The sequence below is a fragment of the Shinella sp. BE166 genome, assembly GCF_051201095.1.
GTDB lineage: Bacteria > Pseudomonadota > Alphaproteobacteria > Rhizobiales > Rhizobiaceae > Shinella > Shinella lacus.
Genome location: NZ_JBPEHL010000011.1, coordinates 202,868 through 227,050, shown reverse-complemented (window position 1 = coordinate 227,050; position 24,183 = coordinate 202,868). Strand labels below are relative to the sequence as shown.

The following is a 24,183-nucleotide window of genomic DNA, read 5'->3' as shown; positions in this document are numbered from 1 at the left end:
TCAGGCCTCCGGCGGAAGGTCGAGCTTGCAGATGCCGGCGAGGAGCCTTGCGACGGAGGCGTCGTCGTCCGCCCCCATTCCCACCGCCTCGCACATCAGGAACAGTTGCAGCGCCGTGCCGGCCATCGAGGCTGGAAACTTGTTGGCCCGGGCCATGTCGGAGACGATGCCGAGATCCTTGGTGAAGATCGAAACGCTGCTTTTCGGGCTGTAGTCGCCGGCAAGAACATGCGGGATTCGATTTTCGAACATCCAGCTGTTTCCGGCGGATTTGGTGATGACCTCGAAGACCTTGGCGATGTCGAGGCCGAGCGACCTGGCGAAGGTGATCGCCTCGCAGGCGGCGGCGATGTGAATGCCGGCGAGGTGCTGGTTGACCATCTTGAACGAGGAGCCGATGCCGACATCCGCGCCGAGGTCGTAGACGGTTTCGGCCATGGCCTTGAGTGCGGGTGCTGCGGCATCGAAGGCCTGCCGCGGGCCGGAGGCCATCACCGTCAGTTTTCCCGCCGCCGCCTTTTCCGCGCCGCCGCTGATCGGGGCGTCGAGATAGAGGATGCCGTGCTCGCCGGCGCGCGCCGCAAAACCCTTCGCCCGTTCGGGCGCAATGGTGGCGCAGCAGACCACGACGGAGCCCGGCTGCATGGCGGGGACGGCGCCGTCTTCGCCGAACAGCACGGCCTCCACCTGCGCCGCATTCACCACGACGACGATGGCGATATCCGCCATGCCCGCCGCCTCAGCGGGCGTGCGATGGGTCGCTATGCCGTCGCGTTCCATCGCCTGCAATGCTTTCGCGTTCACATCCGTCCCGGCCGTCCGGATGCCGCTGCGATGCAGCGCGCGCGCCATGCCGGCGCCCATTGATCCCAGCCCGATCACGGCGGCGCTTCGACGATCATCCATTGCGGAACTCCTGTGGTTTCAAAGCGTGACGTTCAGCGTTTTCGTCCAGGTGAGCCCGTCATCCGTGCCGCCGCGCGGCTTGTATTCGCAGCCGACCCAGCCGTCGTAGCCGAGGCGGTCGAGTTCGGCGAAGGCATGGGCATAGTGGACCTCTCCCTCGTCGGGTTCCGCCCGGCTCGGCACGGCGGCGATCTGCACATGGCCGATGAGGGGGAGATAGGTTTCGAGCTTGCGGAAGATGTCCCCCTCGGAAACGCCGACATGGTAGATGTCGAACATGATCCTGACATTCGGCGCGCCGACCTCGGCGATGATGTCCGCCTTTTCGGCGATCGTGGAATAGAAGTAGCCGGGTTTGTCGCGCTGGTTGATGCCTTCCAGCAGGAGCGTCATTGCGGGCGCCAGGGCGGCGGCCTTGCGCAGGTTTTCGACAAGCGTGCTTCGGCCTTGCGCCTTCTGGCCGGCCGCGACGACACCCGCCATCACATGGATGGCCGAGGCCCCGGCAAGTTCGCCCCAGGCAAGGCATTGCCGAAAGCCCGCCTCGAACTCCGCCTCGCGGCCGGGCAGGGCGCCCAGCCCGAAATCGCCGTCCCCGGTGCGGCCGAGCGGCGTGTTGATGCCGAGAAGGTGGAGGCCGTGATCGGCGCAGCGCTGCTTCACGCTGCCGGCGGGCACGTCATAGGGCCAGTGCAGCTCCACCGCGCGAAAGCCGGCCCTGGCGGCGGCGTCGATGCGGTCGAGCAGGGGTCTGTCCGGCCAGAGAAAGCCGAGATTGGCGGAAAATTTCGGCATGGTTCACCGTAGTTTGAAGGTGGCGTTGAGATCGTCGACGGCGGTCTTCGAGAGGTGCCTCACCGGCAGGCCGCGCGTCAAAATTGCGAGCCTTGCCGCCTCCTCCAGCTCCTCGATGGCAAAGACCGCGGCATCGAGCGTGGTGCCGGAGACGATCGGCCCGTGGTTTTCGAGGAGGGCCGCACTGTGCTCGGCGACGATCCGGGCGATGAGCGGCCTGACCTCCGCAGAACCCGGCCGCGTATAGGGCACGACCGGAACCCGGCCGACGCGCATCACCACATAGGGCGTGATGGCCGGGATGGCGTCTTCGGGATCAGTATCCGACAGGCAGGAGAGGGCGGTGGCATAGGTCGAATGCAGATGGACCACGGCGCCGCAGGTGCGGCCCTCGTAGAAGGCGAAATGCAGGGGCAGTTCCTTCGTCGGCGGGTCGCCGGAAAGGTGGGTTCCGTTCGCATCGAGCTTCGACAGACGGTCCGGGTCGAGGAAGCCGAGGCAGGAATTCGTCGGGGTGGCGATGAAACCATTTTCCACGCGGGCGGAGATGTTTCCCGACGAGCCGGCCGTCAGCCCACGCTCAAACAGCGACTTTCCCCATCGGACGATAGTGTCGCGCACGCTTGCTTCGTTCATGGCTGTCCCACCCGGCCGAGTGCCTTTTCGAAGAAGTCCACCGTGCCGAAGTTTCCGCTTTTGAGCGCCAGTCCGAGCGGGCCGTTGCGCTCGCCGACGAGCACCGGAACGCCCGGATCGATCTCGCGGCCCACCTGCATGCTCGTCAGGTCGAGCGCCTCGACGACGGCGCCGGAGGTCTCGCCCCCGCCGACGACGATGCGGCGGGTTCCCGTATCGGCGAGATGGCGGGCGAGGGTGGCGAAGAAGTCCTCGATCTTCGCCGCGACCGCCGCGCGGCCGAAAAGCTTTTGCGCCTCTGCAACCGTGTCTTCGGCGGCGGTGGAATAGACGATGGGCGTTTGCGCTTCTTGTGCCCGTATCCATCGCGCGACACCGTCGACGGTCGTCTCGCCGCGCATGAGGGCGGACGGGTCTATGGCCAGGGAGGGGTGGTTTGCCGCGTAGAGGGCCACCTGCTGCTGCGAGGCCGTGGAACAGGACCCGCACAAAACGATGCCCGGCCCGCGCACGGCCGGCAAGTCCCGGGGCGTTGCGGAGAGCTTGCCCTGGGCGCGGAAGTTGCGCGGCAGGCCCTGCGCGATGCCGGAACCGCCGGTGACCAGCCTGTGCCCGGCGATGGCGGCGCCGATCGTCATCAGGTCTTCGTCGTCGATGGCATCCGTGACGACCAGCCGGCGGCCGGCCTGCGCGTTGAGGGCAAAGGCCGCCCTCACGGCATCGACGCCGGAGCGGATGGTGTCGAGCGGGACGCCGCCCACCTCGCCGGCGGTCTGGAGGGACAGCCAGCGGCGGATGTCGGGATCGGTCATCGGCGTCAGGGGATGATGCCGCATGCCCGTTTCGGACAGGAGGCGATCGCCGACGAAGAGATGTCCCATGAAGATGCGCCGGCCCGCGCCCGGAAAGGCCGGGCAGACGACCGCCGTGCCGCCGCCCAGCAGATCGAGCAGGGCTTCGGCGACGGGGCCGATATTGCCCTGCGGCGTGGAATCGAAGGTCGAGCAATATTTGAAGACCAGCTGTTCGCAGCCCTGATCCAGCAGCCAGCGCGCCGCCGCAAGCGATTGCGAAACGGCATCGGCTGCGGGAATGGAGCGCGTCTTGAGCGCGACGACGCCCGCTTCGCAATCCGCCGCCTCATGGCCGATGCCGGAAAACTGAACGGTCGACATGCCGCCCTTTGCCAGCGTGTTGGCAAGGTCGCTCGCGCCGGTGAAATCGTCTGCAATGGCACCCAGCAGCATGTCAGGCGCGCTCCGGAGCCCGGTTTCCCAGCTCGTCCTCGATATGCACGCGGATGATCTCCTCGAAGGACGTCTCGGCTCGGAAGCCGAGGGCTTCGGCGCGGCTTGCGTCAAAGCTCTTCGGCCAGCCGGCGATGATGCCGGCGATCGTCTCGTCCGGTTCGCGGCGGATGAGTTTCGTGGCGCCATCGCCCGCAACGCGGCGAAGCGCCTCGATCTGGTCGCCGACGGTGGCGCAAAGGCCCGGCATGGTGATGGTGCGCAACTGGCCGAGCGACCCGGTATCCAGTTCAGCCGCATGCAGCAGGAAGCCGACGGCGGCGCGCGGGCTGGCGAACCAGTGGCGCACCGTTTCGCTGACGGGCAGGACGGCCGGCTCCCCGACCAGCGGCTCGCGCAGGATGGACGAGAAGAAGCCCGAGGCGGCCTTGTTCGGCTTGCCCGGCCGGATCGAGATGGTCGGCAGGCGAATGCCGATGCCGTCGAAGAAGCCCTTCCGGGAATAATCCGCCAGCAGAAGCTCGTCGATCGCCTTCTGGGTGCCGTAGCTCGTCAGCGGGGTAAGGCATTGGGTGTCGCCGATCACCGCGGGCAGCGGCTCCCCGAAAACCGCGATCGAGGAGGTGAACACCACCCGCGGCCGGTAGGGCCTCTCGAGGCCGGCGCGGCGGATGGCTTCGAACAGCGAATGGGTGCCGCCGAGATTGACGCGGTAGCCCTTCTCGAAATCCGCCTCGGCCTCGCCGGACACGATGGCGGCCAGGTGGAATATGATATCCGGACGGGAGGCGATAAGGGCGGCCGCGGCGCCGTCATGCGCGAGATCGGTCGCGACGGCCTCGACCTCTCCGTCGAAATCGGGCGTTTCCGGCGCCACGATATCGGCAAGGGTGAGGCGGCGTATCGGGCTGCCGGCCACCGTGCCAGCCCGCAGCAGCGCGTTCACCAGCTTGCGCCCGACCATGCCCGCCGCGCCGATTATCAGGATATGCATAGGCCAACTCCCTAGTTTGTGAGGCCGCGCTCGTCGACGGCGCGCGATGTGTCGCGAATGCGCAGGATATGCTCGGAAAATGCCGCCGCCACGGCTTCCGGATTGCGCATCTTCAGCGCCCGCACGATGAAACGGTGGTCTTCTAGGCTCTTCTCGATCGCCCCGGGCTCGCCCATCGCGATGCGCCGATGGTCGAGCATGTAGGTGTAGAGATCGACCACGAAATCGGCGAGCAGCCGGTTGGTGGAGGCATAGTAGATCGTCAGGTGGAACTCGCGGTCGCAGATCAGGAAGCGGACCGGATCGTCGAGGGCCTGCTCCTGCGCGGCGATCGAATCCTCGAGGCGGCGGATATCGTCCGCGCTGAGATGGCGCGTGGCATCCGCCGCCACCGCGGTCTCGACGAGCAGCCGCGCCGCATGCACGGCCTCTAGGCTGTAGCCGTTGATGGAGGTGGGATCGGTGACGCCGATGCGTTGCGTGCGCACCGTCACGTCGACGCGGCAGACGCGCGTGCGCGCCCCCTGCGAGACCTGCACGACGCCTTCGCCGGCAAGCAGCTGGATCGCGCCGCGAACGGTCTCCCGGCTCACGGCCAGCATGGTGGAAAGCTCGCGCTCGCTCGGAAGCTCGTCGTCCAGCTGCAGGATTCCCGACGCGATCATGGAGATGATCTTGTCGCGGATCATCTCCTTGGCGGTCTGCTTGTGGATCGTCTCGTTGAGGGGCGAGAGGCTTGGCATGGCTTGCTCTGACTGGACTGCTTTATAGACCAGTTAAGCTATCTGTTGCCAGCTGTCACCTCCCTTGTGTAAAAAACGTGCAAGGACAGGATGCCGAGTGGTCTATTTCCACGACCAGTTCAGAGGCGTCAGGGCACGAAGACGGAGACGGCTTTTTCGAGGATCGCGAAGGTGACGGGCGTCGTGGTCTTCAACTCGCCGTCCAGGTTGACGGCGCGCGGCTTGCTCGTGCGAATGGTCAGCGCCTTCGTCGAGAAGGCGCGCACATCGTCCCATTCGCCCTGCGTGCCGTTCCTGAGGCTCGGCAGCAGGCGCAGCAGCCGCCACCAGTGGTCGACCTCCAGGCTGTAGAAATCGAGCATGCCGTCGGTCGCCGTGGCGTCGGCATGCACGGTCATGCCGCCGCCGTAGAAGCGCCCGTTGCCGACGGAGACCTGCAGGGTCTTAAGCTCCTCGGCCTGGCCGTCATGTTCGAGCGTCGCGGTGAAAAGGCGGGAGCTCGCCAGCAGGCGGGCGGCCACCAGGCCGTAGCCCAGCTTGCCCCAGCGCTTCTTTGCCTTTTCTGTCAGCGACATGGCGAGATCGGCGCTGAAGCCGATGCTGGCGACGTTGAAGAACGGGTGCTGGTTGGCCTGGCCGAGATCCACCTTCGTGGTGTTTCCCTTCGCGATGACGCCGATGGCGGACGGCAGGTCCAGCGGGATGCCCACCGTCTTCGCAAAATCATTGGCCGTGCCGAGCGGCAGCACGCCAAGCGGCAGCCCGGTATCGAGCAAGCCCGGCGCCGCACCGTTGAGGCTGCCATCGCCACCCCCGACGATCGCCATATCGACACGCGCGGCATGCTCGCGAATGGCATCCGCCGCCGAGACATCCGCCGCCGGCGGCAGTTCGACATAGTCGATCTGCGCACGGCTCAGCAGGTCACGGACTTGAGGAAGGCTTTCTCTGCCACGGCGCGAATTCGGATTGACCAAAAGCAAAGCGGTCTTCGGTGTCATGCGGTCATTGTCTTTCGATGGCTCAGCCCGGGCACCCTATATGCGCATTGCGACACCCGCATTCAACGACGCCCCGCGATGCAGCGGCTGCCTGCCACACCTTCCGTGCACTCCAGGCTATACGCAGCTTCCGCCGCATGCACATTCACGCCCGTCATTTTACTGTTGTAAAAATGAAAATACATCTGTATCAAATTCGCCGTGGGCTTTGGGTTTTGGGAGAGAGCCCCCATGCAAAGCCCCTGTTCCATCATTCAGGCGGGAGGGATTTTCGCCTGCTCCAAGGGAGGTCATCATGAAGAAACTTGCCACGCTCCTGGCATGCGCCGCCGCGCTTGCCCTGCCGCTTTCCGTTTCGGCCCAGGACGCCGAGGGAACGACCAAGAAGGACAGCTACCGCTTCGTCGTCGTGCCGAAGGTCGTTCATCCGTGGTTCGACAAGGTAAACGAGGGCGCGCAGGCCGCCGCGGCCGCGATCAAGGCGCAGACCGGTTCCAACGTCGAGGTCATCTACTCGGCGCCGCAGTCCGCCGACGTCGTGCAGCAGAACCAGATCATCGACAGCGCGCTTGCGACCCAGCCCGATGGCCTGGCGCTCGACCTGCTCGATCCGTCCGGCAACCGCGCTTCGCTCGAAGAAGCGCAGAACCAGAAGATCCCGCTGGTGATCTTCGATTCGATCCCGCCGGAAGGCATGGCCATCCCCTATATTGGCTCCGATTTCTGCGAGCAGGCCAAGATCGCGGCCCGCCGCCTCGTCGAGGTTCTCGGCGGTGAGGGCGAAGTCGCCATCATGCAGGGCGTGCCGACCGCGCCGAACCACTCGATCCGCGCCGAATGCCACCGCCAGGTCTTCGCCGAACATCCGGGCATCAAGGTCGTTGCCGAAGGCATCGACAATGACAGCATCGAGACGGCGCAGCAGCAGGCGGCCGCCATCATGCAGGCGAACCCGAACCTCAAGGGCTGGGTCGCATCCGACGCCGCCGGCCCGATCGGCATCGGCCAGGCGATCGTCGAAGCCGGCAAGCAGGGCCAGGTCACCCTCGTCGGTCTCGACAACCTGCCGGAAATGCTCGACATGATCCGCGACGGCGTGGCCGACAGCTCGTCCGCCTCGCAGCCGGAGCTCCAGGGCTACTGGTCGGTCATGCTGCTCTGGGCGCAGGCGACGGGCGCCAAGGTGCCGGGTTACCTCGACACCGGCAACGCCTTCCTCACCAAGGAAAATGTGGGCGGCTGATCCGGCGCGACCGGACTGACGCGAGGTGCGGGGCACTCCCCCCGCGCCTTTTCCATCTCATTCCTGTACGCAGGTGCCCCATGGCTTATCTCGAAACCCGCGGCCTTGGCCGGGACTTTCCCGGCGTGACCGCCCTCGATGGGGTCGATCTGACGATCGAACTCGGCCGCACGCACATTCTCGCCGGCGAGAACGGTGCGGGCAAATCCACCCTCGTGAAGATTCTCACCGGCACCGACCGGCCGTCCCGCGGCCAGGTGCTGATCGACGGCCGCGATCCGGCGGAGGATGCGAGCCTCTACAAGAACGTCGCCTATGTGCCGCAGGAGCTCAATCTCTTCCCGCAGATGAGCGTTGCGGAAAACCTCTTCATGCCGTTCGACAGGACGGGGCATGGCGGCCTTCTCGTCAATCGCAATGCGCTCGTCGAGGAAGCCAGGACCTATCTGGAACGCTTCGGCATCGAGGCCGATCCGCGCTACCTTGTCGCCAATATTTCCGTTTCTGACCAGCAGCTCTTGCAGATCGCCCGCGCCTGCACCAATGCCGCCATGAAGGTGCTTATCCTCGACGAGCCGACGTCGTCGCTGACGCGCGTCGAGGTGGACCGCGTCTTCAAGGTCATCCGCGGCCTGCTCGACCGCGACCACGCCATCGTCTTCATCAGCCACAAGATGGACGAGGTCTTCGCCATCGGCGACGACTACACGGTGCTGCGCAACGGCGAGAAGATCGAAAGCGGCCGGATCGCCGACATTGCCGAGGCGGACCTGATCCGCGCCATGTCCGGCCGGGACCTTTCCTTCGACGAACATTTCCGCCCGAAGGGGCCGGTCACCGACACGATCATGCAGGTGCGCGGCCTTTCCGGCGCGCGCTTCCACGATGTCGATTTCGAATTGCGGCGCGGCGAGATCCTTGGCTTTGCCGGGCTTGTCGGCGCCGGTCGCTCGGAAGTCATGCAGACGATCTTCGGCTTCCTGAAGGCCAAGGCCGGCACCGTGACGGTCGACGGCAGGCCGTGGACGCTCAACGACACATCCGCCTCGGTCGATGGCGGCATGCTGTACCTCTCGGAAGAGCGCAAGCACCACGGCATCTTCCCGCTTCTGTCGCTGCGCGAAAACATCGGCATCTCCATCCTCTCGCTGACGAAAGGTGCCTTCGGCATCAGCGGCGGGCGCGAGCGCGAGGCGGTGCAGAAGATCATCGACGACTACGGCATCCGCACATCCGGCATGGGCAAGCGCATCTCGCAGCTTTCCGGCGGCAACCAGCAGAAGGCCATCATCGGCCGTGCGATGGCGACACGGCCGCGCGTGCTGATCTTCGACGAGCCCACCAAGGGCATCGACATCCGCACCAAGACCGAGATCTACAGGATCATGAAGGGTCTGGCGGAGGAGGGCGTCGGCGTCATCCTCGTCTCATCCGAACTCGACGAACTCAAGAAATGCGCAAGCCGCATCGTGACCATGCATCACGGCCGCATCACCGGCGAGTTCGACACCACCAACACCAGCAACGAAACCCTCGTAGGCGCCATCTTCGGCACGGAGGCGAAAGCCCATGCAAACTAGTTCCACGCAAACCAGGCCCTGGGCGATCCTGTCGCGCAGCCCGCTTGTCGGCGTCTTCGTCGCGCTCGCCGTGATCTTCACGCTTTCCGCGCTGATCTCGCCCTATTTCCTCACGCCCTACAACCTGTCGGTCATAGCGCGCGGGCTCGCCTTCGTCGGCCTCATCACCATTGCGCAATCCATGCTGATGGTGCTGGGCGAACTCGACCTCTCGCTCGGCGTGGTCGGCGGGCTTTGCGGCGTCATCTCCGGCATCCTCATGGTGCGGCTCGGCTTCGAGCCCTATTCGGCCATGCTGCTGGCGATCCTGCTTGGCGCCTGCCTCGGCCTCGTCAACGGCCTGCTGGTGACGGTGCTGCGGCTGCATTCTCTGGTGCTCACCATCGGCACGGCCGGCATTTTCGGCGGCGCCAACCTGGTTTTGACGCGCGGCGTCGCGATCACCGGCATTCCGAAGGATGTGCACTATCTCGGCCGCGGCGACCTTCTCGGCGTTCCCGTGCCCTTCATCATCATGCTCGTGGCGCTAGCCGTTGCCACCTTCGTCATGCTGAAGACGCCCTTCGGCCGCTACATGTATGCGATCGGCAACAACCAGGCCGGCGCCCGCATGCTCGGCATCAAGGTCGACAAGGTGCGCCTTCTCGTCTTCACCGCCGCCGGCGCCATTGCTGCCCTTGCCGGCGTGCTGATGGTCGCTCGCCTCGGCACCGCCCAGCCGTCGATCGGCGAGACCTGGGTCCTGGCGCCGATCGCCGCCTCCGTTATCGGCGGCGTCGCCACCACCGGCGGCATCGGCAGCCCGATCGGGGCGATCTTCGGTGCGGGCATCATCGCCATCATCGAGAACATCATCGTGCTCTTCGGCGTCTCGCCCTATTGGCAGGGCATCGTCTCGGGTGCGATCGTCGTGCTCGCCATTTCCTTCGACGCCGTTTCCCGCCGCTATCTCCGCCGTGACGCTTGAAGCCTACGGCCGCATCGATCTGACGAAAGAAAGCAGAATGAACCAGGAAGTCAAAACGAAGAAGCTGATCAACGCGCCGGAAAACATCATCGCGGAGATGATCGAAGGCATGGTCGGCGCGCATCCGGACATGTTGCGCGTCGAGGGTGCGACGGGGCGGGCGGTCGTCGCCGTCGATGGCCCGCGCGATGGCAAGGTGGGCATCGTCGTGGGCGGCGGCTCGGGCCATGAGCCGGCCTTTGCTGGCTATGTCGGGCGCGGCCTTGCCGATGCCGCCGCCGTCGGAAACATCTTCGCGTCTCCCTCGCCGTCGCACATCGTCGAGGCGGCACGCGCCGTCGATGGCGGCGTCGGCGTCGTCATGCTCTACGGCAACTATACGGGCGACGTGCTGAACTTCACCATGGCGGCCGAGGAGCTGGAACAGGCCGGCATCGCCGTGCGCCATGTTGCGGTCGCCGACGACGTCGCCTCCGCCCCGATCGAGCGCAAATCCGAACGCCGTGGCATTGCCGGCGACTTCTTCGTCTTCAAGATCGCCGGAGCTGCCGCCGATCTCGGCGAGCCGCTGGCGCGCGTCGAGGCGCTGGCGCAGGCCGCCAATGACGCGACCCGCTCGATGGGCGTGGCGCTCAGCCCCTGCTCGCTGCCGCAGACCGGCAAGCCGAATTTCACCATCGGCGACGACGAGATGGAAATCGGCATGGGCCTGCACGGCGAGCCCGGCATCCGTCGCCAGAAACTCGCGCCGGTGGACGAGGTGAGCGATGAACTCGTGGAGGCGGTTCTGAAGGAGCTGGACCTCAAGGCCGGCGAACGCGTCGCTGTTCTCGTCAACGGCCTGGGCGCCACGTCGCAGATCGAGCTCTATCTCATCTTCCGTCGTGTCAAGCAGCGGCTCGATGCTCTTGGCATCGAGATCCACGCCTCCTGGGTCGGCGAATATGCCACCTCGCTGGAGATGGCCGGCGCCTCGGTGACGCTGATGAAGCTGGACGATACCCTGCAGGCGCTGCTCGACCATCCCTGCCGCACGCCGGCCCTCGTCGTCGGCGCCTTCGAGAAGACCGACGACATCGCGATCCGCAGCCGCAAGGCGGTGAAATTTGCCGAAAGCGGCGCCGCCGTGCAGGAAAAGCCCCGTGAACTGCTGACCGAAGGCGACGTCACGCCGGCGATCTTCAAGACGATGATGCATGCCGTCGGCGACGAAATCATCGCGGAGAAGAACTGGCTTTCCGAACTCGACGGCGTGATCGGCGACGGCGACCATGGCGTGACGATGGAAATCGGCTGGAAGGCGGTGCAGCGCGCGCTGGAAGATACGCAGGACGACGAGACGATCGAAGGCATCTGCAAGCGCATGGCCAAGGCCTTCCTCGACGCCGTCGGCGCCTCCTCCGGCCCGCTCTACGCCACCGCGTTCCTGCGCGCCGGCACGGCCGTCAGCCACCGCCTCAACCTCGACGGCGCGGGCATGGCCGAATGGCTGAGTGCCGCCTGCCAGGGCATTCGCGACCGCGGCCGCGCCGAACAGGGCGACAAGACGATGATCGACGCCTGGGTGCCGGCGGTCGAGGCGGGCTTTCGTGTTGCCAAGGATGGCGGCTCGACGCTGGACGTGCTGGTTGCCGCCCGCGACGGCGGCGAGGCCGGCATGAAGGCGACGGCGGCGCTCGAATCCCGGCGCGGCCGTTCGGCGAAACTCGGCGAACGTTCCGTCGGCCATATCGACCCCGGTGCCGCCTCGACCTACGTGACGCTGCGCGCCATGGCGGCCGCGCTCCAGAAGGCGCTCGCCTGATCCAGGACAGTCAGCGCGGGCCTTGCAGCAAGGCCCGCGCGACACCCTCGTTGGTGACGAGCCGGTTGACATAACCGGCGCGCAGGATCGCCCGGATGATCGGGATCTTGCGGATGCCGCCGGACACCAGCACGGAAATGGGTTTGAGCTTCAGCTTGTCCGGCGGCAGCGCGATGATCGAATCGTTGAGGAAATGATCGATCGCCTGGCCGCGCGCATCGAGAAACCACCCCATGAACTCGCCGACGGCGCCGCGCTTCAGCACCGTATCGAGATTGTCCTTCACGACACGGATCTGGGTCAGCGACGTATCCTGCGCCAAGGCCCCGCAGGAGACGATGCCGATATCGGCGATCTCGGTGCGCGCCAGCACGTCCGTCAATTCGTCGTTGAGCAGCAGCGCATTGCGGCTTTCGGGATTGGCGCAGTAGATCGGCGCCGTCAGGTAGTGACATTCGACGCCGAGCGCGCGGGCAAAGGCCGTCGCGACTTCGAACGTGTTGGTGGCCGAGCCGCTGGTGACCCCGCCGGTGAGCCCCACGACCCAGCTTTCGGATTTCGGCCGGGCGCGCAGACTGCGCACGGCAAAGCTCAGCGTGCGCCCGGAGCCGATGCCGACGCCCATGTCGCGCCCCTCGATCAGCTCGCTCGCCAGCGAGCCGGCCGCCTCGCCGATGACCCGCTTCTGCTCCAGATAATCGTCGAGATCCGGCACCACGAGCGCATCGACCAGACCGTAGCGGGCGGAGACCTTTTCGGCAAGCTCGATACAGTCTGTCAAAGGCAGGCTGACATTGACCTGCACGCTGCCGGATTCCCGCACCTGACCGATGATCTTGTTGACCTTCAGCCGCGTGATGTTCATGCGCTGGGCGATTTCCTGCTGGGTCTGCCCGCCGATGAAATAGAGCCAGGCGACGCGCGCGCGCTCCAGTTCCTCATCGAAATGTCCCCAGTCTTCGCCCACGCGGTGCACTCTCCCCAAATCGTTTCTTTCGATACGCCAACTGGTAGGCCATGGGCAACCGCGGATTGATCAGCGCTGAAGCGTGATATGTTCCAGCGAAGCAGGTTAATGACGCCCTGGATATTGACTCCCTCTGCAACGCGCCCGAAACATTACTTTAGCGATCATGGGAGGCGAACGATGGCTGACGAGCAGACCCCAGGCACCAATTCCGACGTTGCAGCGGCGATTGCCGGCGTGACCCCGCCGGCGGTCAAAAAGCAGCGCGCCCCGAGAGTGAAGAAGGTGGCTGCGGAAGCGAAGGCAAAATCGTCGCCCTCCCAGCCGGCAAAGGTCTCCGATGCGCGCAAGAAGCGCACCGGCAATGGCGCCGAGGTGACGCCCGCGGCCGAGCCCGTTGCGGCCAAGCGCCAGCGCAGCAACGCTGCGCCGAAAAAGCAGGCTGCCGTTGCCGTCAGCGCGCCTGCTTCGGCCGGGGATGAAATGGCCGAGCTTCTTCAGCTCGAAGACGAGAACAAGCGGCTTCGCAAGATCCTGGCTGAGAAGCTTCGCGCGGAAAATGCCGACCTGCGCAAGAAGCTTGGTCTCGCCTGATCGGCGGGCACATTCGGGCCGGCAGACAAGATCGGCCCTAGCCATGACATCGTCGGTAGCGAAAATGCGCTGAGGCTCACGTCCCGAGTCGGATTGGCGCGTCATGTCCGTCGTGACGCGAATGCTCGAGGTTGAAGCACGATGAAATCACCATGGAAGTTTATCGGGAACCTGATCTCGCGGGGCCGGCCGGCAGGCCCGGATAACGGCCAGGATGCGGAGCCTGCCCACGCAGAGACGCGCGCCGAGCCGACGCAGGAAGACACGCTTCCCGTAACAGAGCTGCCGCCCGCCGAGGATGTTTCCCCGATCCGAGAACCGGCAGAGGAAGAGGTGAGGGCGCCCGAGCGGTCTGCCCGCGCTCGTGCCAAGGCACGCACGGCGCCGAAACGACGCGAGGCCGTCGAAGTTTCAACGCGCAGGAAGCGGGTTGGCCGGGCGAAGAAAGCTTCGATCGATACGGCAGACGCGCCGGACAATCAGGCAGAAAGCGCCGCAAACACGCAGGACCACTTCCAGACCGAGTTGGAAAAAGTGGACGCGGATGTCCAGCGGCTGAGGCGCCAGTTGGCGGATGTGCTGGTTTTGCAGAATGCTCAGCTCAAGAAGATGCTGGAGCGATTTGGCGTTTCGTGATCACGCGGCCGTCTGGCGGATGTTCACCCGTTCGAGCATCTCGACAAGCCGCGCGCGCTCCGCTTCGAGCCGTTTGCGCAACTGTGCCCTGAGTGTCCGGTTGGCGTCTTCAAGCTCGATCAACGCGTCATAGGTCGGGACGGCTGCGGGCGTCGCCGTCGGTTTCCGGCTTGTCTGCGGCTGAGGCTTCGATTCGCTACGTTTACGCGCCGGCTGCCGCTTTGCGACCTCTGGCAGAGCCGCTTCGACGGGCTCGGGCGTCGGGATGATCTCAGGCGCCCCGATGGGTGCAGGTGCTTCCGCGACCTCTTCGACCAAGGCCGGTTCAGCAGCCGGCGGTTCTGCCGCAACCGGCTGCTCCACGAAAATACCCGGCGCATCGATCTCGGCCTCGCGGGCAAGGGCCTTGAAGTCCGTGTCACCCCAGATAGACGATGCCTGGGCTTTCGACTGCCGGCGGCTGTTCTTTTTCACGACGACAAAGCTGCGCTGCGATTTCATGCGCGGGTAGACCTTTGGCTCAAAGTTTTGCCTCGCAGAAAACAAGGCTCGGCGTCGCATACATTAGTTGCGGCTACGATACAATCGATCGATGAAATGGGGTTCAGGCCAGGCCGAGCTTCTTGCGCAACTCGCTGTTCTCAGTGCGCAGCTTTTCGGCGAGCAGGCCGCGGAGGCGGATGTTTTCCGCTTCGAGCGCAAGCAAATCCGAGAGCCCATCGTCCTGGGATGCGGGTGCGGCAGGTTTCGCGTCCGAGGTCGGCACTGCCCGCTTCCACTGGTAAAAAGTCTGGTCCGAGATGCCGGCGTCTGCGGCAGCCGCCTTCAACGTCGATCCCTCGCTCAGGCGGCGCTCGATTTGAGCGAGCTTTTCGGCCTTCTCGCTTTCGGAGTGCCGGCGCGATTTCGAGGGCGAGACAGCAGGAGTCACGACCGGTGCTGCCGCTTCCTTGCGCTTTGCCGGTGGCCGACGCTTCTTGGTCTCGGCAGGGACCGCGGCCGGGGTGGCCTCAACCGCTGGGGTGCTCGCATCGAGATTTGGTTCGTCTGCCATTGTAAACTCCAACTGAACAAGGGCTTTTGTCATCTGTGCGGCCACGGGAGTCAAGCCAAAGGAAATGTAAGGGCGACAGGCCCGACAAGTTCCATAACAAATCCTATGTGACTTTAGCGGATGGGCTGTCCGCGTTGGCGCCTTTCAAGACGCCACCTGCTCCTGGCCGGCGGCGGACATGGCTGACAGGAGCGCTGCGGCCTGGGGCAGCAGGTGGGGATGCTGGTCGAAGCGGAAGAGGGTTTGTTGCGGGAGGCGGAGGGCCTGGGCGCCGGCTTCGGTGAGGTGGAGCGCGATGCCTTCGGGTGTGGCGGCGAGCATGAGGAGGTCGCGGCTGTCGCAGGCGAGGTCCTGGTCGGTGCGCTCGATATACAGGAGGTCCTCGATCAGGGGCGGGATTTCGCCGCTGCAGGTGCGGCCGCAGGCGAAATGCAGGATGTCGAGCGGGTTTTCGGGCGAGATGAAGCCGAGCGAGAGGACCAGCAGGTCGTGCTGTTCGGTGAAGACCTCTTCGACCTGAAAGGTGCCGGATGATTGCGCCATGGGGGCATCATGACCGGCGCCGACGATGGCTTCAAGGCTATGCCCTCGCCTTTTGCGGAACCCGGGCGGGGCTGATAGCATTTGGCCGGCATGACCTATGAACTCTACTATTGGAGCGGCATTCAGGGCCGCGGGGAATATGTGCGGCTGGCGCTGGAGGCGGCGGGTGCGTCCTATCGCGATGTCGCGCGCGCGGATGGTGACCGGGTGCTTTCGGCTTTCGGCAAGGAGCTTGCGACGCCCTCCTTCGCGCCGCCGTTCCTGAAGAATGGGGCGGTGGTCGTCGGCCAGGTGGCGGCGATCCTGCTCTATCTCGGCGACCGGCTGGAGCTCGCGCCGAAGGACGAACGGCTGCGGCTGTGGACGCACCAGATCCAACTCACCATCGCCGATTTCGTCGTGGAGGGGCATGATGTGCACCACCCGATCGGCGCCGGGCAATATTACGAGGACCAGAAGCCGGAGGCGCTGCGCCGGGCAGAGGAATTCCGCGAGCAGCGCGTGCCGAAATTCCTCGACTGGTTCGAGACCATCCTGGAGCGCAATCCCGGCGGCCCCGCCCACCTCGTCGGCGATCGTCTGACCTATGCGGACCTGTCGCTGTTCCAGGTGATGAGCGGGCTTTCCTATGCCTTCCCGCGGTTGATGGAACAGCTTTACGGCGACTATCCGAAGATAGCCGCCGTCTCGGCCGCCGTGGCGAAACATCCGCGCATTGCGGCCTATCTGAAAAGCGACCGACGGCTCGCGCCAAACGAGGACGACATCTTCCGCCATTATCCGGAACTCGACCCGTAGTCTCGGCCGCCAAACGGTTTAGTGGCCGGTGGGCAGGGTCTCCGGGAAGGGGATGAACTCGGCCTTGTCATCCGGTGGCAGGCGGAAGCGGCCGTGTTCGAAATCGCCCTTGATCCAGGCTTCCCGCGCGGCTTCCAGCTTCTCCTTTGAGGAGGCGACGAAGTTCCAGGCGATGTAGCGCGGCCCGTTCATCGTCTCGCCACCGAGCAGCATCAGGCGGGCACCCGCCTCGCCGGCGGTGATGGTGATCGGGTCGCCGGGGCGGAACACCATCATCCGGCCGGCCAGAAATTCCTCGCCGGCGATCAGCACGGAGCCCTGCGTGACATAGAGGCCGCGGTCCTCGTGGTTGTCGGGCAGCGGGAGCTTGGCGCCGGCTTCGAGCACGGCATCGGCATAGAACATCTCGGAGAAGGTTTTCACCGGCGCGCGCTCGCCCCAGGCATTGCCGAGGATGAGGCGCACTTCCTTGCCCTCGCCCGTCAGGAACGGCAGGGCGTCGGCGCCCTGATGTTCGAAGCTTGCCGGCTTGTCCTCGTCGGCTTCCGGCAGCGCGACCCACGTCTGGATGCCGAACAGCGAATGGCGTTTTGCGCGGGTCTCGGGGCTGGTGCGCTCGGAATGGGTGACGCCGTTGCCGGCGACCATCCAGTTCACCTCGCCCGGATAGATCATCTGGTTGGTGCCCAGGCTGTCGCGGTGCTGGAACTCGCCCTGGTAGAGATAGGTGACGGTGGCAAGGCCGATATGGGGATGCGGGCGCACATCGATGCCGCCGTCATGCAGGAATTCGGCCGGTCCCATCTGGTCGAAGAAGATGAAGGGGCCGACCATCTGGCGCTCCGGCGCCGGCAGCGCGCGGCGCACCTCGAAGCCACCGAGATCGCGGGCGCGGGGCACGATCAGCATCTCGATGTCGTCGACCGTGCCGGCCTCGGGACATTGCGGTTCAATACCGGGCATCCAGCTCATGGTTTTTTCTCCTCGTTGGATTGTCTTGAAGGCCGGCCCCGGGGCGGGAGCCGGCCGCTTTCGTCCACCTTATCCCTGATCGGCAAGGAAGGCAGCAATGGCGTCGATCTCCGGCTGCCGCACTTCATGGCCGCCATCGTGCAGCGCGAGATCGACCGAAGCGCCCTCGCCTTCCAGATAGGCGGCAAGCCGTTCCGTCAGGGGCAGCGGGCAGATCGGATCGCGCCTTCCGGCGGTAATCAGGATTTTTCGCCCGGCAAGCGCTACGTTGGGCGCGGGTGTCCATGGGATCAGCGGGTGCATCAGCACCGCGCGGTCGAACAGGTCCGGCGCTTCGAAGAGCACGGCGGCGAGGATGTTTGCGCCGTTGGAATAGCCGAGGCCGTAGATCGGCGTTTCGGGGTTTTCGGCCTTATGGGCGCGGATGAAATCCGCCATCTTCCTGGTGCGCAGCGCGAGGTCCGCCATGTCGTAGACCCCTTCCCCCGTGCGGCGGAAGAAGCGGTTTGCGCCATGTTCGGAGACGTCGCCGCGCGGCGAGACGATGCCGGCGGCGGGCAGGATCTGGTGGACGAGGCCGGTGAACTGGTGTTCGTCGCCGCCGGTGCCGTGGAAGGTGAAGACCAGCGGCGCGCCGGCTTCCGGCGTCCTGGCGAAATGGTGGTAGGCGTCACGGGACATGATGGTCTCCCTGAAACAAAGAGGAGGCCGCCGGCTGGGTGGCGCCGGCGGCGGGATTGCAAATTAGTCGACGATCGGCGGCAGGATCTCTTCGATCTGCGCGCGCAGATGGTCGTGCTGGCGCGGCAGCTTCAGCGCCTGGCCGAGATGGGCGGTGTCCTCGTCGCGGTTGAAGCCCGGCTCGTTGGTCGCCACTTCGAACAGCACGCCACCCGGCGTGCGGAAGTAGATCGCCCAGAAGTAATCGCGGTCGATGACCGGGGTGACGTGGTAGCCGGTATCCATGAGCGCCTTGCGCACTTTTTCCTGCGCCGCGCGGTTTTCCACCGCGAAGGCGACATGGTGCACGGAGCCGGCACCCTGGCGGGCGGACGGTGCGCCGGGCAGCACTTCGAGGTCGATCAAATCGGCGCCGTTGCCATCCTTGACGGCGTAGCGGGTCAGCGCGCCGCGGCGGTCGATTTCCTCATAGCCCATATATTTCAGGAGCTCGCCGGTGGCACCGCCATCGCGCAGCCGCATGGTCACGCCGTGGAACCCGTGCACGCCCTCAGCGGCCGGAACCGTGCCGCCGGCAAAGGGCAGGCGCTTGTCGCCGTCGACTTCGGTCAGCGCGAAGCCGTCGCCATCGGGGCCGAGGAAGCGCAGGCGCTTCTCGCCGAAGGCTTCGTCTTCCGCAAGGCCGGTCAGGCCGGTGCCGGAAAAGCGCTCCTTCCAGTAGCCGAGCGAACCCTTCGGCACGGAAAACACCGTCTCGGAGACTTCGCCGGCGCCGCGCCCGCCCTTGGCGATGTGCGGGAAGGGGAAATAGGTCATGACCGTGCCGGCCGAGCCGGTCTCGTCGCCGTAATAGAGATGGTAGACGTCCGGCGCGTCGAAGTTGACCGTCTTCTTGACGCGGCGCAGGCCGAGCGTCTTGGTGAAGAAGTCGTTGTTTTCCTGCGCGTCGGCCGCCATCGAGGTGACGTGGTGCAGGCCTTTGATCTGGGTAAGCATGGATTTGTCCTCGCTCTCGGTTCATTCGTTGAGCAAGAGATAACCTCCCTCGGCCTTCACCAGAAGATCCATAATATTGCATATATTGTTGACGTTTTCGCAATAGTACCGATTGCGTTGCACGGTCGGCCGGCGTCGACTAAGGTCAAAACCACCCGCAGACATGGTTGAGAGATTGCCGTTGACGCTTCCCGACAAAGACCCGGCCCACAAAGACCTGACATGCGTGGGCCTCTATTTCGGCACGCCCGAGGCCCCCAGCCTCACAACGGTGCCGATCCGGGCCGCCGGCTTTTCCGTCACCAGCATCTGCAAGGAATTCGAGCCGGGCGGGGCAAACGACGCGCCCCTTCCCGCGGCTGACGCCTATTTCCTCATGCTCTACCTGGAGGACGCCGCGCACGCCGATATCCGCGCCGACGGGTCGGCGACGCCGGTGCGCCACTACGAGCGCGGCTCGATCTGCCTGGTCGACCTGGAAGACGGGGCGCGCATCCGCCTCGCCAGCCGGCTTCGCGCGCTCGCCTTCGTTTTGCCCAAGGCGCTGTTCGACGAGGCGGCGGCGCTGTCGCCGGGTGTCGCGAGCCGCCGGCTGGTCTGTCGGCGCGGCGAACCGGATTCCGTGCTCGGCAATCTCGGCACGGCGCTGCTGGCACTGCTTGGAAGTCGCGCGGAGCCCTCGCCGCCCGCACTGCTGCGCCATGTCGCGGTCGCTATCTGCGCCCATCTGCTGCACCAGTACGGCGAGAAATCCGCCGTCTGGGACCGCAAGCACCTGAATTGACGGGAGGGAGGCCGCGGTGAACGAAGCGTTTTTTGCAGATCCCGCCAGGGCGGCGGCTCTTCCGCGCCGGGCGATCCTGCATGTCTCGCCGATGACCGTGACGCGCCTCAGCTCCGACCGCGACGACCTCGTGACGAGCCCGCCGAACCCGCGCGAGGAAGCCTTCAACATCATCACGCAGCTCGCCGATTTCCGCCTGCACCGGCTGTGGCGCGGCGCGGCACTGGTCTTCGAGGGCGGGCATCCGAAGGGCGCGCTTGCGATCACGGACCTGCGCGAGGAATGGCGCTGCCACCACCTCTCGCCCTTCGACAATGTGCGCTTCCAGATCCCGTTCTGGCATGTGCGGGCCTTTGCCGCCGAGATCGGCCGGCCGGACCTGTCGGGCTTCAAATGCCCGCCCGGCACGCTCGACCCGGTGATGCTGGGCCTCGCCCAGGCGCTGCTGCCGGCGCTGGAGCGGCCGCAGCAGGCAAGCCGGCTGTTCCTCGAACAGGTCGGCCTTGCCATCCTCACCCACCTGACGCAGGCCTATGGCGGCGTCTATTTCCCCGCCGAGCGCCGCGGCACGCTGGCGCCCTGGCAGGAGAAACGCGCGCTCGAATTCCTCGCCGCCCGCCTCGACGGCGGCTTTTCCATCGCGGAACTGGCGGAAAGCTGCGAGCTGTCGCAGAGCTATTTCATCAAGGCCTTCAAGGCGAGTTTCGGCCGCACGCCGGCCCGCTGGCTCACCGAATACCGCGTCGCCTGCGCCAAGGACATGCTGCTGACCGACCTGCCGATCGCCGAGATCGCCATCAGCTGCGGTTTTGCCGACCAGAGCCACCTGACCAAGATCTTCTCCGCCGTCACCGGCGGCACCCCGGCCCGCTTCCGCCGCGACAGCCGCTCCTGAATTTTTCGGATCGGCGCGACCGGGCCGCGCGCATGGTTGCGTGCATTTTCAACCTAGAAACCTGGCGGAATCTTCAAAAGACGAACATACCGGACAAGAACGGCGCGGGGCGCGGGGGCATAGTCGGGTCATTCCGGAACCCGCAACACGCATCCTGCAAAGGGAGACCGTCCATGACCCTGAATGCCACGCCCACCCCCGGCAGCCAGCTCATTTCGCCCAAGGACCACACGCTGATCATGATCGACTTCCAGTCGCAAATGTCCTTTGCGACCAAGTCGATCGACGCCGTGAACCTGCGCAACAACGCCGCCCTCGTCGCCCATGGCGCCAAGGGTTTCGGGGTTTCGACGATCCTCACGACCGTGGCGGAAAAGACCTTTTCCGGCCCGATGTTTTCCGAGATCACCGAGGCCTTTCCCGGCCAGGCGCTATTGGACCGCACCTCGATGAACACCTGGGAGGACGCCGCCGTCATCGAGGAGGTGAACCGCATCGGCAAGAAGCGCCTGGTGCTGTGCGGCCTGTGGACCTCCGTCTGCATCGTCGGCCCGTCGCTCTCGGCCCTCGACCAGGGCTTCGAGGTCTATGTCATCGCGGATGCCTGCGGCGACATTTCCACCGAGGCGCACGATCGCGCCATGGACCGCATGGTGCAGGCCGGTGTGCGCCCGATGACCTCGCTGCAATATCTGCTGGAGCTGCAACGCGACTGGGCGCGCGGCGAGAGCTACGAGCTGACGACGGGCATCGCCAAGAAATTCGGCGGAGCGTATGGTCTCGGCATCATCTACGCCAAGACCATGTTCGGTGCCTCCGAAGCGCACTGAGCGTTCGGTCCAGTTTTGTCCCGCTGGAGCAGGATAACCGCATGAGGTGGCAGTCCGCGGCAAGTACCCCCCTCTGCCCTGACGGGCATCTCCCCCTCAAGGGAGGAGATCGGATGGAGCGCCGTGTTGCCCCTCGCAGGGCCTGCTGTTCGAGTGCGGAGCCCGCCCCTTGCCGATCTCCCCCCTTGAGGGGGAGATGGCCGGCAGGCCAGAGGGGGGGTATCCGACTGCACATCGCCTGCGGGCGGACATTTGATTCATATTGGAGGGAAGCCTGTGATGAAAATCTATCTCCTCTCGCTCGGCGCCGGCCTGCTCGTGGGCGTGATCTACAGCCTCTTGAACGTGCGCTCGCCGGCCCCGCCGGTGGTGGCGCTGATCGGGCTGCTCGGCATTCTCGTCGGCGAACAGATCGTGCCGCTCGCCAAGTCGCTCTGGAACCGTGACCCGGCCGCGCAATCCTGGCTGCAGCATCACGTCAAGCCGCATGTTTTCGGCGAAATGCCGAAGGGCGGAAAACCCTCTGACAGGACACACGCCTGATGCCGACCCGTCGTAAATTCCTCGGCGCGACAGCCGCCGCCCTCACGATGGGCGGCGCCGGCGCGCATGCCCAACAGGAGACCCGTTCGATGACCGCTGATCTCATCCTTCGCAACGGCCGTTTCACCACCCTCGACCGCAGCAATCCGCAGGCGACCGCCGTGGCGATTGCCGACGGCACCTTCCTCGCCGTCGGTGACGAGCGCGAGGTGATGGCGCTGGCCGGGCCGGAAACGCGGGTGATCGACCTCAAGGGCCGCAGCGCCCTGCCCGGGCTCTGCGACAACCACACTCACGTCGTGCGCGGCGGACTGAACTTCAACATGGAACTGCGCTGGGACGGTGTGCGCTCGCTCGCCGACGCCATGGACATGCTGAAGCGCCAGGTGGCGATCACCCCGCCGCCGCAATGGGTGCGCGTCGTCGGCGGTTTCACCGAGCACCAGTTTGCCGAAAAACGCCTGCCGACCATCGAGGAGATCAATGCCGTCGCGCCCGATACGCCGGTCTTCCTGCTGCATCTCTACGACCGGGCACTGTTGAACGGCGCGGCCCTGCGCGCCGTTGGCTACGGCAAGGACACGCCGCACCCACCGGGCGGCGAGATCACCCGCGATGCCAACGGCAACCCGACCGGCCTGCTGCTCGCCAAACCCAATGCCGGCATCCTCTATTCGACGCTCGCGAAGGGGCCGAAACTGCCCTTCGACTACCAGGTCAATTCCACCCGCCATTTCATGCGCGAGTTGAACCGGCTCGGCGTCACCTCCGTCATCGATGCCGGCGGCGGTTTCCAGAACTATCCGGACGACTATGCCGTCATCCAGAAGCTTGCCGACGACAACCAGATGACCGTGCGGCTCGCCTACAATCTCTTCACGCAGAAGCCGAAGGAGGAGAAAGAGGATTTCCTCAACTGGACGAAGTCGGTCAAGTACAAGCAGGGCAACGACTATTTCCGCCACAACGGGGCCGGCGAAATGCTGGTCTTCTCCGCCGCCGACTTCGAGGATTTCCGAGAGCCGCGGCCGGACATGCCGCCGGAAATGGAGGGCGACCTCGAAGGCGTCGTGCGCATCCTCGCCGAAAACCGCTGGCCCTGGCGGCTGCATGCCACCTATGACGAGACGATTTCGCGGGCACTCGACGTGTTCGAGAAGGTCAACCGCGATATTCCGCTGCAAGGCCTCAACTGGTTCTTCGACCATGCGGAAACCATTTCCGAACGCTCGATCGACCGCGTGGCGGCGCTTGGCGGCGGCATCGCCGTGCAGCACCGCATGGCCTATCAGGGCGAATATTTCGTCGAGCGCTACGGCAATGCCGCGGCGGAAGCCACGCCCCCCGTCGCCCGCATGCTGGAAAAGGGCATAAAGACCTCCGCCGGCACGGACGCCACCCGCGTCGCCTCCTACAATCCCTGGGTCTCGCTGTCCTGGATGGTGACGGGCAGGACGGTGGGCGGCCTGGCGCTCTATCCGCGCGCCAACTGCCTCGACCGCGAGACGGCGCTGCGCATGTGGACGGAAAACGTCACCTGGTTCTCCAACGAGGAGGGCAGGAAGGGCCGCATCGAAAAGGGCCAGTTCGCCGACCTCATCGTGCCCGACAAGGACTTTTTCACCTGCGCCGAAGACGAGATTTCGTTCCTGACCTCGGAGCTGACGATGGTCGGCGGCAAGATCGTCTATGGTGCCGGCGACTTTGCCGCGCTCGACGAAAACCCCGTGCCGCCGCCGATGCCCGACTGGTCGCCGGTAAAGACCTTCGGTGGTTATGCCGCCTGGGGCGAGCCGGAGGGCGCGGGCAAACGCTCGCTGCGGCGCACGGCGATCTCGACGTGCGGCTGCGCCAGTTCCTGCGGCGTGCATGGCCACGACCATGCCGGCGCCTGGACGTCGAAACTGCCGATCGGCGATCTCAAGGGCTTTTTTGGCGCGCTCGGCTGCGCCTGCTGGGCGGTATAAGGAGATA

26 protein-coding genes are annotated in these 24,183 nt (G+C 65.5%); 12 read left to right on the top strand and 14 right to left on the bottom strand.

Annotated elements, in window-relative coordinates; all coding sequences use genetic code 11:
* The 7 genes from ltnD to J2Y63_RS24395 all read right to left on the bottom strand — a co-directional run bounded on the left by ltnD (position 1) and on the right by J2Y63_RS24395 (position 6,322).
* Positions 1–906 (bottom strand): L-threonate dehydrogenase, encoded by a 906-nt coding sequence (gene ltnD, locus J2Y63_RS24425; RefSeq protein WP_435268210.1) that lies wholly within the window; start codon positions 904–906, stop codon positions 1–3.
* Between the two features lie 18 nt (positions 907–924).
* Entirely contained in the window at positions 925–1,701 is a 777-nt protein-coding gene (locus tag J2Y63_RS24420) for a hydroxypyruvate isomerase family protein (protein ID WP_435268209.1), read from the bottom strand.
* A gap of 3 nt (positions 1,702–1,704) precedes the next feature.
* A complete protein-coding gene (gene otnC / locus J2Y63_RS24415; RefSeq protein WP_435268208.1) occupies positions 1,705–2,337 on the bottom strand; it encodes a 3-oxo-tetronate 4-phosphate decarboxylase in 633 nt (210 codons plus the stop codon).
* The gene (otnK, locus tag J2Y63_RS24410; RefSeq protein WP_435268207.1) at positions 2,334–3,584 is read right to left on the bottom strand and encodes a 3-oxo-tetronate kinase; all 1,251 of its coding nucleotides are present in this window, start codon (positions 3,582–3,584) and stop codon (positions 2,334–2,336) included. Before otnK ends, otnC begins: the two co-directional genes overlap by 4 nt.
* Position 3,585: 1 nt before the next feature.
* The gene (gene denD / locus J2Y63_RS24405; protein ID WP_435268206.1) at positions 3,586–4,578 is read right to left on the bottom strand and encodes a D-erythronate dehydrogenase; all 993 of its coding nucleotides are present in this window, start codon (positions 4,576–4,578) and stop codon (positions 3,586–3,588) included.
* 11 nt (positions 4,579–4,589) lie between these two features.
* Positions 4,590–5,321 carry a FadR/GntR family transcriptional regulator gene (locus tag J2Y63_RS24400; protein ID WP_435268205.1) on the bottom strand — a complete coding sequence of 244 codons (732 nt, stop codon included), beginning with the start codon at positions 5,319–5,321 and terminating at the stop codon, positions 4,590–4,592.
* Between the two features lie 128 nt (positions 5,322–5,449).
* On the bottom strand, positions 5,450–6,322 hold the full coding sequence (locus J2Y63_RS24395) for a lipid kinase (protein ID WP_435268204.1): 873 nt from the start codon (positions 6,320–6,322) through the stop codon (positions 5,450–5,452).
* A gap of 295 nt (positions 6,323–6,617) precedes the next feature.
* On the opposite strand from J2Y63_RS24395, the gene J2Y63_RS24390 reads away from it, so the two are divergent.
* The 4 genes from J2Y63_RS24390 (at position 6,618) to dhaL (ending at position 11,916) form a co-directional block, all read left to right on the top strand.
* The gene (locus tag J2Y63_RS24390) at positions 6,618–7,565 is read left to right on the top strand and encodes a substrate-binding domain-containing protein (protein ID WP_256119195.1); all 948 of its coding nucleotides are present in this window, start codon (positions 6,618–6,620) and stop codon (positions 7,563–7,565) included.
* Between the two features lie 80 nt (positions 7,566–7,645).
* A complete protein-coding gene (locus tag J2Y63_RS24385) occupies positions 7,646–9,145 on the top strand; it encodes a sugar ABC transporter ATP-binding protein (protein ID WP_435268203.1) in 1,500 nt (499 codons plus the stop codon).
* Positions 9,135–10,112 carry an ABC transporter permease gene (locus J2Y63_RS24380; protein WP_435268202.1) on the top strand — a complete coding sequence of 326 codons (978 nt, stop codon included), beginning with the start codon at positions 9,135–9,137 and terminating at the stop codon, positions 10,110–10,112. Before J2Y63_RS24385 ends, J2Y63_RS24380 begins: the two co-directional genes overlap by 11 nt.
* A gap of 37 nt (positions 10,113–10,149) precedes the next feature.
* On the top strand, positions 10,150–11,916 hold the full coding sequence (gene dhaL, locus J2Y63_RS24375) for a dihydroxyacetone kinase subunit DhaL (RefSeq protein ID WP_435268201.1): 1,767 nt from the start codon (positions 10,150–10,152) through the stop codon (positions 11,914–11,916).
* A 10-nt stretch (positions 11,917–11,926) separates the two neighbouring features.
* Here the strand turns inward: dhaL and J2Y63_RS24370 are convergent, their stop codons facing one another.
* A complete protein-coding gene (locus J2Y63_RS24370; RefSeq protein ID WP_256119198.1) occupies positions 11,927–12,883 on the bottom strand; it encodes a sugar-binding transcriptional regulator in 957 nt (318 codons plus the stop codon).
* A gap of 180 nt (positions 12,884–13,063) precedes the next feature.
* On the opposite strand from J2Y63_RS24370, the gene J2Y63_RS24365 reads away from it, so the two are divergent.
* Entirely contained in the window at positions 13,064–13,477 is a 414-nt protein-coding gene (locus tag J2Y63_RS24365) for a SyrB-like regulator (protein ID WP_435268200.1), read from the top strand.
* 141 nt (positions 13,478–13,618) lie between these two features.
* Positions 13,619–14,113: a hypothetical protein gene (locus tag J2Y63_RS24360; RefSeq protein WP_435268199.1), complete on the top strand. Its 495-nt coding sequence runs from the start codon at positions 13,619–13,621 to the stop codon at positions 14,111–14,113.
* On the opposite strand, the gene J2Y63_RS24355 is transcribed toward J2Y63_RS24360, so the two are convergent.
* From J2Y63_RS24355 to J2Y63_RS24345, 3 genes are all read right to left on the bottom strand, one after another.
* A complete protein-coding gene (locus J2Y63_RS24355; RefSeq protein WP_435268198.1) occupies positions 14,114–14,614 on the bottom strand; it encodes a hypothetical protein in 501 nt (166 codons plus the stop codon).
* Positions 14,615–14,717: 103 nt separating this feature from the next.
* Positions 14,718–15,167 carry a transposase gene (locus J2Y63_RS24350; protein ID WP_435268197.1) on the bottom strand — a complete coding sequence of 150 codons (450 nt, stop codon included), beginning with the start codon at positions 15,165–15,167 and terminating at the stop codon, positions 14,718–14,720.
* A 144-nt stretch (positions 15,168–15,311) separates the two neighbouring features.
* Complete coding sequence (locus tag J2Y63_RS24345; RefSeq protein ID WP_435268196.1) at positions 15,312–15,710, bottom strand: hypothetical protein; 399 nt, start codon at positions 15,708–15,710, stop codon at positions 15,312–15,314.
* Between the two features lie 90 nt (positions 15,711–15,800).
* Between J2Y63_RS24345 and J2Y63_RS24340 the strand changes: the two genes are divergently transcribed.
* Complete coding sequence (locus J2Y63_RS24340; RefSeq protein ID WP_435268195.1) at positions 15,801–16,508, top strand: glutathione S-transferase; 708 nt, start codon at positions 15,801–15,803, stop codon at positions 16,506–16,508.
* Positions 16,509–16,526: 18 nt separating this feature from the next.
* On the opposite strand, the gene J2Y63_RS24335 is transcribed toward J2Y63_RS24340, so the two are convergent.
* The 3 genes from J2Y63_RS24335 to J2Y63_RS24325 all read right to left on the bottom strand — a co-directional run bounded on the left by J2Y63_RS24335 (position 16,527) and on the right by J2Y63_RS24325 (position 19,157).
* Positions 16,527–17,480, bottom strand: a complete 954-nt coding sequence (locus tag J2Y63_RS24335) for a pirin family protein (protein ID WP_435268194.1) — start codon at positions 17,478–17,480, stop codon at positions 16,527–16,529.
* Positions 17,481–17,549: 69 nt separating this feature from the next.
* Complete coding sequence (locus J2Y63_RS24330; protein ID WP_435268193.1) at positions 17,550–18,161, bottom strand: alpha/beta hydrolase; 612 nt, start codon at positions 18,159–18,161, stop codon at positions 17,550–17,552.
* A 63-nt stretch (positions 18,162–18,224) separates the two neighbouring features.
* Positions 18,225–19,157 (bottom strand): ring-cleaving dioxygenase, encoded by a 933-nt coding sequence (locus J2Y63_RS24325; RefSeq protein WP_435268192.1) that lies wholly within the window; start codon positions 19,155–19,157, stop codon positions 18,225–18,227.
* Between the two features lie 181 nt (positions 19,158–19,338).
* Here J2Y63_RS24325 and J2Y63_RS24320 point away from each other — a divergent pair, with 181 nt between their 5' ends.
* From J2Y63_RS24320 to J2Y63_RS24300, 5 genes are all read left to right on the top strand, one after another.
* Positions 19,339–19,941 carry a hypothetical protein gene (locus tag J2Y63_RS24320; protein ID WP_435268191.1) on the top strand — a complete coding sequence of 201 codons (603 nt, stop codon included), beginning with the start codon at positions 19,339–19,341 and terminating at the stop codon, positions 19,939–19,941.
* Positions 19,942–20,032: 91 nt separating this feature from the next.
* Positions 20,033–20,836 (top strand): helix-turn-helix domain-containing protein, encoded by an 804-nt coding sequence (locus J2Y63_RS24315; protein ID WP_435268228.1) that lies wholly within the window; start codon positions 20,033–20,035, stop codon positions 20,834–20,836.
* A 179-nt stretch (positions 20,837–21,015) separates the two neighbouring features.
* On the top strand, positions 21,016–21,666 hold the full coding sequence (locus J2Y63_RS24310) for a hydrolase (RefSeq protein WP_435268227.1): 651 nt from the start codon (positions 21,016–21,018) through the stop codon (positions 21,664–21,666).
* Positions 21,667–21,945: 279 nt separating this feature from the next.
* Positions 21,946–22,209: a XapX domain-containing protein gene (locus tag J2Y63_RS24305; RefSeq protein WP_435268190.1), complete on the top strand. Its 264-nt coding sequence runs from the start codon at positions 21,946–21,948 to the stop codon at positions 22,207–22,209.
* A gap of 89 nt (positions 22,210–22,298) precedes the next feature.
* Positions 22,299–24,176 carry an amidohydrolase gene (locus tag J2Y63_RS24300; protein ID WP_435268226.1) on the top strand — a complete coding sequence of 626 codons (1,878 nt, stop codon included), beginning with the start codon at positions 22,299–22,301 and terminating at the stop codon, positions 24,174–24,176.
* Positions 24,177–24,183 lie beyond the last annotated feature (7 nt).